This is a genomic window from Hungatella sp. (assembly GCF_046966825.1).
In genome coordinates this window covers 79,887-93,662 of record NZ_JBKVCZ010000006.1, presented here as the reverse complement: position 1 = coordinate 93,662, position 13,776 = coordinate 79,887, and the positions used below count along the sequence as shown (strand labels likewise).

Here is a 13,776-nt window from a genome sequence, read left to right as displayed (position 1 = left end):
CTCTTTTTCAGTTCATCCGACACGGATATGGTGCCCTTCGTCGGCTTTAAGAGTCCCAGCATTCCCTTCATCAGGGTGCTCTTTCCGGAACCGTTCTCTCCGACGATGCAGACGTAATCACCGGGATTCACCTTCATGGTGACGTCCACCACGGCATCCTGGTTTTCATAGCCAAAATCCGCATGGCTGCATTGTATCAATGAATTCATCTATTCCAGTCCTTTTTTCAAATTAATCACATTCTGTTCCATTAAGTCTAAGTAGGTCACGCCGCTGTCAAATTCCCTCCTGGTCACATTGTGACAGGAATGCAGTAAGAGCGGTTCTGCGCCCGTTTCCTCGGAGATGATCTCCGCCACCCGGTGGCTGGTCAGCTCCGGATAGTAGATGACCGGAATCTGTTCTGTCTTCATCTTATCGATGAGGTAAGCGATGGTTTTGGCGCTCGGCTCCGTATCCGTACTGCATCCGGAAAATGCAGCCCTGTAGCGCAAGCCATACTCATCCGCAAAATAACGGTAAGGGAACTTATCCCCCACGATTATCATGTTCCTCTTTTCATTGGCTGTCACGTCACGAAACTCCTGATCCAGCTTCTCAAGCTTCAACAGATAGCTTTCCGCATTCGCTTCATATGCCGCCCGGTTCCCGGGATCTGCTAAAGCCAGGGTCTCTTCGATGCCCTTCACCAGCTTCATGGCGTTCACAGGCGAGGTCCAGATATGTTCGTCGTATTCGATCTCTTCCCCATGGCCGTCGTCGTCATACAGCTCATGGCTGTAAAGGTCATCGTGGCTGTGGTCGTGGTCGTGGCCATGCGCCTCCTCTTCCATGCCTTCCACAATCTCCTCCTGAACGGTATCCACGTAATCCATCCCCGTCATGACGGCCATGTGGGAGGTATCAACCGCCGAGAGGACCCGCTCCAGCCAGTGTTCCATGGCTCCGCCGTTGCAGATCAGCACGTCGGCGTTCTGAATCGTGATCATGTCGGCCGGCGTCGGCTCGAAGGAATGGCTGTCCATTCCTGCCGGAACCACCATGGTCAGGTTAATATGTTCACCGGCAATCTGCCTGGTAAAATCGTAGTAAGGAAACAGCGTTGTCACCACATTCAGCTTCCCGCCCTCTGATTCCGGCTCCGCTGAGGGAATCTGCCGTCCGGCACATCCCGTTAAAATCATAGCCAGAATCACGGTTCCGATGCAGAACTTCCGCGGGATTCTTCTATTTTTCTTCATTCATTACGTCTCCAATCTGATTCCATCTGCATAGTATATCACATTTTACAGGACAGGGAAAGGTTTTCCAGGCTGTTTTTCCGGTAGCTCCCCGGCGTCACTCCGAACCGTTCCTTAAATACCTTATTAAAATAAGAAATGTTCCGGAAGCCATTTTCCAGCGCAATATCCATCACCTGCCGTTCCGTCTCCACCAAGTCGGCCGCCGCCCTGGTGATCCGGTAATGGTTGATATACTCTATGCAGGTCATGCCTGCATACCGTTTAAAGAAATTCATAAAATGAGTCTGGCTGAAATGGCAGACCGATGCCAGCTCCTCTATGGTTAACGTTTCCCTGTAATTTGACTGAATATACGAAAGAACCTCTTTTAACTTCTCCTCGGCGCCGGATTCTCCGTTGCTTCCCTCGTGCTTCGCCGCACATCCGTACTGGTACAGCAGGCGGAAAAACCGCATAAGCAGTTCCTTCGTGTACAGCTCGTACCCATACTGCTTCTCATTAAAGCATTTTAAAAGAAGGACAAAACACGCCTTCATCTCCTCATAGCCAGCTGTCCCCGGCTTCACGACCGGAAGGAAACGCAGCTTCCCGGACTGGACCGGGTTTAAGAACTTCAGGGTACAGGCATCCGGAACCTGGTAGCCCAGGAAGTCGAGATGAAACACAAGGCTGTCCGACACCATGTCCTTCCCCGGCATCTCATGGGCAGAATGGAGCATGTGGGGAGAAATCAAAAGCAGATCCCCTTCCCCCACCGAAAATGTCTCAAAATCGATATCGTAATAGATGGCCCCCGACCGGATCAGGGTGATCTCCATCTCCTCATGCCAGTGCAGGGAGAGATTTCTGTACGAATTCGGTACGGAACAGTGGTAATAGCGGACCGGCATCAGTGCATCCCCGTGATTTGTCTTCTCTTTATAGTCCGGCATCCGGCCGCCTGTGCTCCCAGTCTTAAGCCCCGTTCTCTCCATTTCCATTTATCCTCCCCATTATCATAGAATTGTGTTACTATCCGGTATTATTTTGCAAGATTTCCTTTCTTTTTTATAGTATATTATCAATATAGCAGATGTCAATAGCATCGTAGACAGGAATTATGGATAAGCCATCTGAACTGTTACATTAAAAGGAGGAAATGGTCATGCCGCAATGGTTAAAAGACGCAGTATTTTACGAAATTTATCCCCAGTCATTTCAGGATACCAACGGGGATGGGATCGGGGATTTTCAGGGAATCACCGGGAAGCTGGACTACATAAGGGACTTGGGCTGCAATGCCCTTTGGATCAATCCCTGTTTCGACTCCCCCTTTAAGGACGCGGGCTACGATGTCCGGGATTATAAGAAGGCAGCCCCCCGTTACGGAACCAATGAAGATCTGTACCATCTGTTTGAGGAGGCCCACAAAAGGGGCATACGCGTGCTGCTGGACCTCGTTCCCGGCCACACCTCCGAGGAGCATGAGTGGTTTACCATGAGCCAGAAGGCGGAGACCAACGAATACTCCAACCGCTACATCTGGACCAATCACTGTTTCGAGGGCGCCAAGGGCTTTCCGTATATCGGCGGAGAGAGTGAACGCAGCGGCGTCTATGTACTCAACTTTTTCAAATGCCAGCCGGCCTTAAACTACGGCTTCTTAGATCCGAAGGAGCCGTGGCAGCTTCCCACCGATCATCCGGACTGTGCCGCCACCAGAGAGGCCATGAAGGATGTCATGCGTTTCTGGCTCGACCGGGGATGTGACGGTTTCCGTGTGGACATGGCCGCCTCTCTCGTGAAGAACGACGATGAGGAAAAGACCGGCACCTGTGCCATCTGGCGAGACGTCAGGAACATGCTGGACAGCGACTATCCGGAAGCCGCCATGGTCTCCGAATGGGGCAATCCGCGGCTCGCGCTGAAGGCAGGCTTCCACATGGATTTCTTCTTAAATGGACGCGGCAATGGCTACAGCACCCTGATGCGCGACTATGAGAACCAGGAGGACCACAGCTTCTTCAAAAAGGACAGCCACGGAGATATTACAAGGTTCTTAGACGATTACCTGCCCAAATACGAAGCTTCGAAAGAGGACGGTTACTTCTGTCTTTTGACCTGCAATCACGACACGCTCCGTCCCCGCTATAATCTGGACGAGACCGAGCTGAAGCTGGCCTTTGCGTTCATTTTTACCATGCCGGGCGTTCCCTATCTCTATTACGGCGATGAGATCGGAATGCGCTATTTAGAGCTGGCGACAAAGGAAGGCGGCTACTTCCGAACCGGTTCCCGCACACCAATGCAGTGGAACAGCGGAAAGAACGCGGGCTTCTCCGATGCGGATAAAGACAGCCTCTATCTCCCGGTTGATGAAGCACCCGACGCGCCCACCGTAGAAAATCAGGAATCCAATCCGGATTCCCTGCTCCACACCGTAAAAGCCCTGCTGGCCCTGCGCCATGATCGGGCAGATTTACAGGCCGACGCAGAATTTGAGCCGCTCTATGCCAAAAAGGGAGTGATGCCCTTCGTATACCGCCGCGGCGCACTGACCGTTGCGGTCAATCCGTCAGGCGAGACGGTCACAGTACCTTCTGACGGTCAGAAGTCTGCCATCTATTCCATCGGCAGCGGCAGATGGGAGAACGGACAAATCGTTCTGGAACCGCAGTCATTTCTGGTGCTGGAGCCAAATACACCGTAGGAAGCACTGCCAAATGCTCCTAAAAGAATGGCCGGCAGGAATTATACGAAACAATTCCTGCCGGCCAACTATAAAGTCCGGCGGCATTAATCTTAATCTCAGGTTAAGCCTGAGCGCCAAGCTCCGCCAGCGCTTCACCCAGGTTCTTAAGCTGCTTCTCCGCGTCTCCGTCCGGGGATTCCAGAGCGATGACGCCCTCACCGCCGACGATCTTCGCGCCGCGCTCCGCCATGCGCTTCTCCCACTCGCGCATCCAGTCGCCGCCGCCCCATCCGTAGGAGCCGAACAGCCCGACGTGCTTGCCTTCCAGAGAACCGGATATCTCCTCGATTAAGGACTCCATGCTCTCATCCAGTTCCTCTGCGCCGCAGGCAGGACAGCCGAGCGCAAAGGCGGAAGCCTCCTTTAAGTGATCCGGATCTGCGCTTCCAATCTCTGTAAGTACCGGGTTTCCACCCTTTCTCTCGATTCCGTCTGCAACATGCTTTGCCATTTCCTCTGTATTTCCTGTTGAACTAAAATATACTACATAAATATCGCTCATGTTTTATTCTCCTTTTCTTACCGCCACTTCATACAGGCGGCTTCCATTTATGATCTGCTGCATGGCGGCCTCTCTCGCCCGGTCATACCGGGTAAATTTAAGCCTGGCCTGCGCAGGATTGTGATATACTTTCCAGTAACCGGTAAACAGGAATTTCTCTCCGTTGTAACGGATAAAATCCTTGACATCCTCGACCGGATATTCCAGCAGAACGCCCAGTTCGTGCGGAAATTCTCCGCTGCCGGCCAGATACGCGGTATATTTGCGTTTTAATCCCATGAGAATGGAAGCCAGATCAAACTGCACATATCCGCAGGATTTTAAAAATTTTCTGATTTCCTTATTTGCCAGAAGTGCTTTCAGCATGGGGAAGCGGTACAGAAACAGAACCTCTGTCCTGTCGCCGGCTGCCAGCATGACCGCAGTAATTTCTGTGCCTGCAAGGGCGCTTCTTACGGTTTGCAGCGATCCCTTTGCCATGGTCACAAGATTAGACGCCTTAATTCCCTTTAATACGGGGGCGCACTGGATGGAAACCTGAAACTCCAGCCTTCCTGCGTGGCTGCACTCTGAAATATATGACATAATTGCGTCTGTTGACATCCGTTTCACTCCTTCCACTTTCTCATTATCCCCGGAGCAAACTTATTTTATCTATCCAGATTTTTGAAAGCCATAAGTTAGTTATCGCTAACTTTATATAGATTAGCATATGCTAACTGTTTTTTCAAGTGTTTTTTTACTTTTTATGGTTTTTGCGGAAGCGGAGGCTGAACACTTACCTTTTTCTGGTGTGAAGCTCGATCTGCTCACTGATCTCCTCCACCTGCTGCGACGGCACATAATCCTCCTCGTCAAATAAAAACTGGTGAAGACGGATTACATTGTCTCTCAGAGTGACCGGTATGACGCAGTCCTTCTTTCCCACCATCGCATCCTTCAGCTCAAATGGGAAACCCTCGGTCTCCGTTAAATGGAATTTCGACACAGTGCCCGCCAGGGAGAGAATATCCTTCATCCCCACGCTGGAGGATACGGAAGGGAGTATGGAAAATGCCAGCTGACGCACAGTTCCCAAATCGGCCTGCTTTAACTTCTCCAACACCAGCTCCGCCACCAGCCGCTGCCGTTTTGTCCTCATAAAATCCGTATCCATCTTCCGCAACCTTGCATACGCTACGGCCTGCACCCCATCCAAATGGTTCATTCCCGACTTCTTTAAATGGTGGGAACCGACTCCTGTGGACTCCACGGTCTCTGTAATAAAGCCATTGATGACCTTAAACTCCTCCGGACTGATCTCCACGTCGATCCCTCCTAACAGGTTAATCGCATCTGCCACGGCCTTCCAGCTGAAGGAAACGTAATCGTCGATATTTAAGTCCATATTTTCGCTCAGCGCCCAAATGGCCTGAGCCGGACCGCCTTCAAAATAGGCCTGATTGATCTTATCGTATTTATTCTTTTCATCAATCTTTACGTAGGTATCCCGGTAAACCGACACCATTCGGATTTCTCCGGTCTCCAGATTGATATTTAATACCATCTCCATATCGGACCGTGTGCCTTTTCCAAGCTTTCCCTCTCTGGAATCCACCCCAAACACGGCCACCGTCCAGAACCGGTCCATCGTCTCCTGAGCCACCTCGCTTATATTCGTATTCTGGATCTGTTCCATTGGCACCTCAGGTATTGGCTCCTCCCGATGCGTCACATTCCAGGCATACCCCAGCATGTTTCCGAAAAGTGCGGCCCATACAGCGGCCAGTATCACAAATCCCCATTTCCAGTGTTTTGCCATGTTTCCTCCTTGGATTGATGAGTTATCCCGTAAAATATCGTTTCTGAGCCGGCTGGCCAGACGTTTTCACCGAAACAAGACGCCCGGTAAAGCGCAACGTGCCGTCCCAGGAGACTTTTTTTGATGCACAGAAAAAGCTTCCCTATGCAGCAAAAAAGAGAGACCTCTCTTTCAGCTCAGAGCATCTCTCTTTAGTTTCCTGTCTTTTTTCAATTTTATTCATTGTTTATTTGTTTCATTTTTCCCCTGCAGAGGCGGGGGAATTCTCGTTTGTTTCGTTAAACAGGGATCTGATTTCATCCGGATGGCTGATGATGTATTTCGGCTTAAATGCTTCCAGCTCTGCCCTGTCCCGGAATCCCCACAGAACACCCACGGTGTCCATGCCTGCGTTGATTCCCGTCTTCATGTCGGTGTTCGTATCTCCAAAGTAGAGGCATTCCGACGGCTCCACATGGAATTCCTCCGCCGTCTTAAGGGCGCCCTCGGGGTCCGGCTTACACTTCATGCCCTTTCCCTCGCCGGTTATCTTATCGAAAAAGCCAGGACCATAGACGGTCTCCACACACTCGACAGCGCGGTCATGGGCTTTGTTTGTCACCACCGCGATCCTGATTCCCTTTTTCTTCAGCATCTTTAAAAAATCCGGCATCCCTGCATACGGTTCCATCTGATATAAACAGTATTTCTTGAACATCTCGTCGTAGACCGTCAGCGCCTCCCCGTAATGCGTAAGCTCTGTGTCCCCACAGTAAACCAGCGTCCGTTCCACCAGCTTCTTATAACCGTCTCCTACGAAATACCTGACGTGATACTCATCAATAGGGCCGTAGCCAAACTGTTTTATCGTCTCATTCACCGTCTTCTTTAAAGAATGCAGTGTATTGATAATCGTTCCATCCAAATCAAAAATACAGCACTGATACATGATTTTGTCCTCCATATTCTGTCCTTACTTCTGTGTTCCAGCCTGTTCGTCCTGCTGTTTGTCCTGCTGTTCGTCCTGCTCTTCGTCCTGCTCTTCCCACTGCTTCTGCACACTGCTTAAAAGCCACATAACATCCCTGGAAAGGACCATGCTCTCTGACACAAGGTGCCCTGACACGGCTTTTTCCATATCCTCCACCTCGTATTCCAGCGCCTTCTTGCTGTCGCCGCAGGCGATCTCCTCTCTCCGTCCGTCTGCCGTATAGACGATGGCCGCGCGGTCCGCCCTCGGATACTCCGCGACCTCGATATATCCCAGTTCTCCGGCTACCACGCCGCGTTTTGGCTGCTTGGCTCTCATGGAGAGCGCGATAACCGCCATCTGTCCGTTCTCGCCCATGAACACGATTCCGGACTGTTCGTCCACTCCGGTCTCGAATCGCTTCACGGCAGACAGAACGGTATCCGGTCTCTCATCCAGAAAATACCTGGCAAAGGACACGGCGTACGTTCCGATATCGAGAAGCGCTCCCCCGGCCAGGTCTTTACAAAAGAACCGGCTGGTCACATCGTAAGGCTTACAGCTTCCAAAATTGACGGAAATCGTCTTCACCGGCCCAATTGCCCCCGAAGCTACGATCTCCTTAAGCTTTTTATAGAGAGGCATATGGAAAATCGTCATGGCCTCCATTACCACCACACCCTTTTCCTCAGCCAGCGCAGCCGCTTCCTCCATCTCCGCGGACGACACCGTAATGGCCTTCTCGCAGAGAACATGTTTTCCAGCCAGGACCGACCGCCTGATGAATTCAAAATGCATGTTGTGAGGCGTTGCTATGTATACAATATCCACATTTGCATCCGAAAGCAGTGCATCTGCATCCGTATACGCGTGAAGAACCCCGTTCTCCGCCGCAAAGCGCTCCGCCTTCTCTCTGCTCGTTCCGCAGACACCATAGACGGCGCCGCGGCACGCAGTCAGGGCCGACGCCATCTCCCGCGCAATTAATCCGGTTCCTATGATTCCCCAATTGTATGTTTTCATAATTTATGCCTCCTTACTGAAAAATTTAATGCTCTGCGTTACCGCGTGTCCTGTTTTCTCCACTTACGGAACCATTGTCTTACCAATTCTATATCTTCCTCGCACAGGCCGGCTGTATCCTCCTCTGACATTCCACGTAAATACATATTTCTGGCAACAATCTGCTTTGCCTTTAATTCACCTTCACGCCTTCCCTCAAGTTTACCCTCTCGCCTTCCCTCAAGTCTGCCGTCTTCAATCATTCCCCGAATGGCTTCACACATATTAATCTTCCCGCCTTTCTCTCTGTACCTTTCCTTTACGTCTTCCAGTTCTTTCGAATGAGCCATGACAGCAATTACATCATAGGCATCTTCGCTCAGCTGTTCAAAGCTGTCCCGATTTTCTGCGACATAATTACGTACCGCAGTTTTATCTGCGGAAAAGCCAATAAATCCGAATACTTCCCTCAAATCAGTGTTAAACTGGTCGATATCTTTAAAACGTCTGACCTCCAGAACATGAAGACGATAGTTGTTAAACAGATCTTTCAGCATTTCCGGAACTTCATCGAAATTAATAAGCGAATAAAGGTCCTTTGCACCATCCCATGTTTTCTCACCGTAGTACAGAACAATGGTAAAAACAGCGTTTAACCTGTCTTCCTTCCTGAAACTGCCAAGAAACTCCCCCTTATCCAGCCCCTTAACCCTTTGGTTCTTCTTCTGGATTCTCCTCATCTGCTCATCATATCCGGCTGCGTCCTCAAGCATTACACGCACTGGCATACTGTAGTGAATCTGATCCTGATGTTCTAACGCTATTACTACAAAATTCACTCCAAGAACAACTCTTTTTACCACATCTCGATATTTTTGAACTGCAAACCGCTTTTTAAGATTTCCGAGAATCCCTGTTATCCGAGTATTTTTATCTAAAATATTCTCGCCGGATATAACTGGTTCGCCACGAAACACAAAACCATTAATCAAATCCGCATACCGGTCCTCGTCTTCAAAATACCTGGCTAATGCAATATCTCTTTTCCCCATATGCACACCTCCTGTTTCTTTTACAACGCAGAGAGGCTATGGGGCCTTCAGTATGATTATATAAAAATACTGTGTAAAATACAAGTACAGGAGCCAATTTTACGCAATCTGCCGTTATAACTTACTATATTAAATTTTACTTTTTGGAATTACTCCGGCGATATGCCGTTACTAAGAATAAACGAAAATATTTTGAATCATTTGAATAAACCGGTAACCTTGTTGGTTGTATGTTACAGATTACCATATATGGTTAGAAATTGCAAGAAATATAAAACGATTCTTTGATATCGTGAACATTGATATCTGCCAGACTCTATGATCATTATATCAAGGTTAAAAAGCAGGAAGATTTTCCGCTCTGATTATAAGTTCAGATCAGACAAAAGCCTTATTCAGCAGCGGAAAATCACTTGTATTCCTATAAAACTTACAAACTCACAAAACCTCGTTCGCATCCTCCGGCAGTCCCTTAACATGGCGGAAAAAGCCCAGACTCGCCTCCGCTTCCTTCACATCGTACCGAAATCCCAGCTGTTCTGCCACCGCCAGGGCGGTCTCATGAAACAGCACGCACATGGCATCGGCCGCCTCCCACATCTCATCCAGCCTGCCGCCCGCGTACGTCCGGATCAGCCGGTCCCAGTCCTCCTGTGATAAGCTGCGGTACAGATACTTTCCTGATTTCCCCGCACTGCAGGTAAAATTCGTCCGAATCCCTGCCTTCCAGGACAGAAGCGTAATGAGCTGGGGGCGCACATGGAGGTTCACTATGTCCTGCGCATACGGCACCTCTTTTCTCCACAGTCCCTTCGCTACATTGTTCAGGCACCACCAGGATTCATTGCAGACAAAGAGAAACTGGCTCTCCTCCGGCCGTTGCACCCGGTATTGCTCCGCCGTCGGTTCCGGCGCTTCAGACAGACAGCCAGCCTTATCATACAAAATCCGAAACATCCGGTCCTCCTCCATCATCTGCAGGGAGTAGGAAAGCGTCTGTACATGAAGGTCGAGGCGGTTTCCATCGGCAAACTGCATGAGCCATCCGTAGCAGTTTTCCACATCCGAGGGAAACTCGTCGTTCTCCTCCGGATACTGCATGTAAAGGCGGTCTCCAAACCGGTCGATCCACGTTCTGTCCCTCCGAAAGCTTTCCGTCTCCTTCACGACGAAGGCGATATCATAATCCTGAAAAATATCCCTTTCCGCCTCCGGATTCACCCGGGATCCATTCATATAAACGGCGAGAATGCGGTCGTCTGCCTTTGCCGTATTGATTATCATTGTATACATTTCCTGTTCTGTTCGCATAGAAGACGCCTCCTTTTTATCCTTATTTTACCAGAGCATCCATTCCTGTACAAGATTAGATTTTCCATCGTGCATAAACCTATCATGACTACCTCATACTAAGATTACCGATAAGAAATGGAGGAAATGGGATTATGAACAAAAATATGAAATACTGGGCGACTGGAATCATTGCCGCCATCGTTATCCTTGCAATAGCCGCCTTTGCCGCGGCCGGAAGCAGAAAAAAAGCGCCGATTCCACCCGCACCGACGGAGATGGAAAGCAGCAGCCAGACCGGGGAACAGTCGTCCGGTTCGGCGGAAAGTAAAAACAGTATGGACCATAGCGGTCACGGCGGCAGTGACGCAGCCTCTGACGACGACACCAACCGCTACTTACAACGCCAGGATGAGATCATGATGGACATGATGCATGACATGGAGAACATCCCCAAGACAGGAAATGCATCCATCGACTTTTTAAACGGCATGATTCCTCATCATGAGTCCGCCATCGATATGGCCGACAGCTACCTCGAATACGGCGGAAGCAATGAAAAGCTGAAAAAACTGGCCGAAAACATCAAAACCACTCAGACAGAAGAGATTCAGCAGATGAAGGATCTGATCAAAAAGTATGAGGCGGAAGGCCACAACGATGCAGACCAGGAAAGCGCATATTTAGACGAATACGACAAGATGCTGGAGCATGACCATTCCATGAGTAAGTCCGGCACCGACAGCCTCGATCATGCATTTGCCGAGGGCATGATCATGCATCACCAGATGGCGGTTGACATGGCCAAATCCATCCTCGAGTACACCAATTACGAGGAGATCAGGACTCTCGCCCAGAACATCATCGATGCTCAGGAAAAAGAGATCGAAGAAATGAAGGAATTCACCTCTTAATTTAAAATAGATGGGACACACCAGAAAGAGCACAGGAACGTATAATCCCGAGCACGCATTCAGCGCCGCCCGGGATTTTTAATTTTCCCGGATTCGTCTGTGGTCTATATATACGGCTTCCCATTTTCTGCTTTCAGCAAAGCCTGGTCCAGTTCTATCAGCATACAGGCGATCACATCATTGACAGCCCCATCAGGATCGTACATAACGGAAAATAAATGGTTCAGATTTTCCTCAAACCGGTCCGGCAAATTTTCGCATCTGTCTTTGCAGAGACTCACGAGCCGTTTCTCCCCCGGATGGGTCTGCCTGTTCATGGCGAAAATAATATCGAAGTAGCTGGCCAGAAATTCCGTTGTCCTGTGATTGATGCTGACAAGGTCTCTCCTGGACGCTACCTTCCGTATCTGTGCATCGTAAGACGGGAGCACGCCGCTTAGCAGGGCTCTGTTCTTCCGAATGATTGCAGTCCTCAACGCCTCCGGATAGGGGACATCAAAGCGCTTCTTCATAGCTTCCAGTGCTCCGTCCCTGTCATACAGGATCCTGCACGTGGCAAGATTATGCCACATACAGGTAGTGTAGCCGTTGGAAGCCCGGCTCTGCTCCACAACCGCTGCCACATCTCCCTCAAAATCCTGAAGCTTCCGATAAATAATATCAATGTCCACACCATTGTTCAGCGTGCAGTTGTCCTCTGACTCCCAATAGTGATTTCCTATCTCCATGACGCCGCAGTACTTTTCCAGGATACTCTTACGCCGCTCTTTTGCTATCTCCATTTCCACATACACATAGATATCGTAATCCGACTTCTTATCGGCCTTTCCCGTAGCCCTGGAGCCGCCCACCGCCACCGCTGCCGTTTCCGGGCACAAGGATATCTCTTCCAGAAGTGCGGTTACGTCCCTTTCAATCACAGGAGCGCCGGACAGTACCCTGGTTTCGTTGATCGTGGTTTCAGTGATCGTGGTTTCGCCTTCCCTTTGATTCTTACCAGCTTCGCTCATATTGTTTACTCCCCTATTCTATACCGGCTCCAGCCTTCCGTGATACCAGCTGCTGACCCCGTTCTTCTTAATGAGGCTTCCCATGGCGCCAGTTTCCACCAGTTCCACCCGCTCTCCTGCCTTTACTTCCATATGATAGTCACAGAAATCATCACACCGGAGCGTCCCATCCCGCTCATATAAATAGTCTTCCGGTACGTCAAGCACGGTATCCGTGGTCAGGTGGCGAAGGCGCACCAGCCCCGCACCCGGACTCTGCTCCGGCAGAAGTTCCACACGGTTGTCCGTGTACTGGACCGATATCTGGGCCTTCCTCTCCTGCTGGCTGTCGACAGCCGTCATTTCCGGAAATCCCCCGTAGGAGGTCCAGCTGACTTCTTCCATGGTTCCCTCTGCATCCGGAATGATCAGGCAGTTAAGCTGTCCATCCCGCTTCAGGCCGCAGCCCCCGTCGATGCTGATGATATTCTTGTTCCGGTCAAAAAACGGGTTGAATTCCGCCATCTCATGGCGGTAAAGACAGACGGGCCAATGGCCTGCCACCACACACTGGTCGAAGCTTCCGCCCCTGTTCCGAAAGTCATCGAACTTCAGAACCGGAGTGGCCTCCTGCCCATCCATCTCCTCCCACCGCTCAGGAAGGCCGCTGTGAACAAAGATAAAATTGCCCGCTTCCACGATGGAAGGCAGCTCTGATAAAAATTTCAGTTCCGCCTGCCCGTGGACTATCACCTTTTCCCTGGCAGCGGCAGTCTCCGCTTCCGTCTGTGGATGCCCCATCCCCATTTCCTCACAGAAATCCAGAAAAAGACTTCCTCCCCATCGTTTCTTGGCCGTTCGGATAAATTCCGCCAGTGCCCTTGTCCGCTCTGGTTCGCGGCTTCCAATCAGCTCCAGCTGCCATGAATCCACATTCCCCGAAATCACATGGACGTTACGTTTTTTATCAAGCTCCATGACATAACGGAGCGTTTCTAAGGAATACGGTCCCTTTTCAATGATATCACCATCGATTATCAGCTCGTCATCCTCACAGAACCCCGCCTTTTCCAGCACCCTTTTCAAAAAATGAACATGGCCGTGGATATCGCTGACCGCCAGAATCCGGCGTCCCCGCGGAATATCCAGGCTCACTCGCTTTATTGTTAGCATTCTCTCATTTCCTTTCTCCATCTCTACGCTTAATCCCACCATAAAAAACAGAAAGGACTGCCTGTGATGGACTGCTTTAAGCAGCGAATGGACCCGCTCCCGTTTTCTTCAAATTCAGCCATCTTCCTC

14 protein-coding genes are annotated in these 13,776 nt (G+C 50.2%); 2 read left to right on the top strand and 12 right to left on the bottom strand.

Translation table 11 applies throughout. From position 1 onward, the window contains the following. From ACLTD4_RS03640 to ACLTD4_RS03630, 3 genes are all read right to left on the bottom strand, one after another. Positions 1-209 (bottom strand): ATP-binding cassette domain-containing protein (locus ACLTD4_RS03640; RefSeq protein WP_412331135.1); only part of this gene is annotated, 209 nt, incomplete at its 3' end. Then, positions 210-1,241 carry a metal ABC transporter substrate-binding protein gene (locus ACLTD4_RS03635; RefSeq protein ID WP_117621591.1) on the bottom strand — a complete coding sequence of 344 codons (1,032 nt, stop codon included), beginning with the start codon at positions 1,239-1,241 and terminating at the stop codon, positions 210-212. It lies immediately after the preceding gene. A 38-nt stretch (positions 1,242-1,279) separates the two neighbouring features. Beyond that, complete coding sequence (locus ACLTD4_RS03630; RefSeq protein ID WP_242354422.1) at positions 1,280-2,224, bottom strand: helix-turn-helix transcriptional regulator; 945 nt, start codon at positions 2,222-2,224, stop codon at positions 1,280-1,282. A 164-nt stretch (positions 2,225-2,388) separates the two neighbouring features. Between ACLTD4_RS03630 and ACLTD4_RS03625 the strand changes: the two genes are divergently transcribed. After that, positions 2,389-3,933, top strand: coding sequence for an alpha-amylase family glycosyl hydrolase (locus ACLTD4_RS03625; RefSeq protein ID WP_117621590.1), 1,545 nt, complete (start codon positions 2,389-2,391; stop codon positions 3,931-3,933). Between the two features lie 103 nt (positions 3,934-4,036). Here the strand turns inward: ACLTD4_RS03625 and ACLTD4_RS03620 are convergent, their stop codons facing one another. From ACLTD4_RS03620 to ACLTD4_RS03590, 7 genes are all read right to left on the bottom strand, one after another. Beyond that, on the bottom strand, positions 4,037-4,477 hold the full coding sequence (locus ACLTD4_RS03620; protein WP_055657054.1) for a flavodoxin: 441 nt from the start codon (positions 4,475-4,477) through the stop codon (positions 4,037-4,039). A 3-nt stretch (positions 4,478-4,480) separates the two neighbouring features. Continuing rightward, positions 4,481-5,080 (bottom strand): DUF3793 family protein, encoded by a 600-nt coding sequence (locus ACLTD4_RS03615; protein WP_055657052.1) that lies wholly within the window; start codon positions 5,078-5,080, stop codon positions 4,481-4,483. 175 nt (positions 5,081-5,255) lie between these two features. Then, the gene (locus tag ACLTD4_RS03610) at positions 5,256-6,278 is read right to left on the bottom strand and encodes an LCP family protein (RefSeq protein WP_242354419.1); all 1,023 of its coding nucleotides are present in this window, start codon (positions 6,276-6,278) and stop codon (positions 5,256-5,258) included. Positions 6,279-6,513: 235 nt separating this feature from the next. After that, complete coding sequence (locus ACLTD4_RS03605; RefSeq protein WP_117621588.1) at positions 6,514-7,206, bottom strand: HAD family hydrolase; 693 nt, start codon at positions 7,204-7,206, stop codon at positions 6,514-6,516. Between the two features lie 24 nt (positions 7,207-7,230). After that, complete coding sequence (locus tag ACLTD4_RS03600) at positions 7,231-8,250, bottom strand: Gfo/Idh/MocA family protein (protein WP_243009700.1); 1,020 nt, start codon at positions 8,248-8,250, stop codon at positions 7,231-7,233. A 38-nt stretch (positions 8,251-8,288) separates the two neighbouring features. After that, on the bottom strand, positions 8,289-9,281 hold the full coding sequence (locus ACLTD4_RS03595) for a transposase (RefSeq protein ID WP_117621587.1): 993 nt from the start codon (positions 9,279-9,281) through the stop codon (positions 8,289-8,291). Between the two features lie 438 nt (positions 9,282-9,719). Continuing rightward, positions 9,720-10,592 (bottom strand): aminoglycoside 6-adenylyltransferase, encoded by an 873-nt coding sequence (locus tag ACLTD4_RS03590; RefSeq protein ID WP_117621586.1) that lies wholly within the window; start codon positions 10,590-10,592, stop codon positions 9,720-9,722. 134 nt (positions 10,593-10,726) lie between these two features. Between ACLTD4_RS03590 and ACLTD4_RS03585 the strand changes: the two genes are divergently transcribed. Then, positions 10,727-11,485 carry a DUF305 domain-containing protein gene (locus tag ACLTD4_RS03585; RefSeq protein WP_117621585.1) on the top strand — a complete coding sequence of 253 codons (759 nt, stop codon included), beginning with the start codon at positions 10,727-10,729 and terminating at the stop codon, positions 11,483-11,485. Between the two features lie 104 nt (positions 11,486-11,589). Here ACLTD4_RS03585 and ACLTD4_RS03580 read toward each other — a convergent pair whose 3' ends face one another. After that, the gene (locus ACLTD4_RS03580; RefSeq protein WP_117621584.1) at positions 11,590-12,495 is read right to left on the bottom strand and encodes a DUF4037 domain-containing protein; all 906 of its coding nucleotides are present in this window, start codon (positions 12,493-12,495) and stop codon (positions 11,590-11,592) included. A gap of 18 nt (positions 12,496-12,513) precedes the next feature. Further along, complete coding sequence (locus ACLTD4_RS03575) at positions 12,514-13,647, bottom strand: metallophosphoesterase (RefSeq protein ID WP_117621717.1); 1,134 nt, start codon at positions 13,645-13,647, stop codon at positions 12,514-12,516. Between the last annotated feature and the right edge of the window lie 129 nt (positions 13,648-13,776).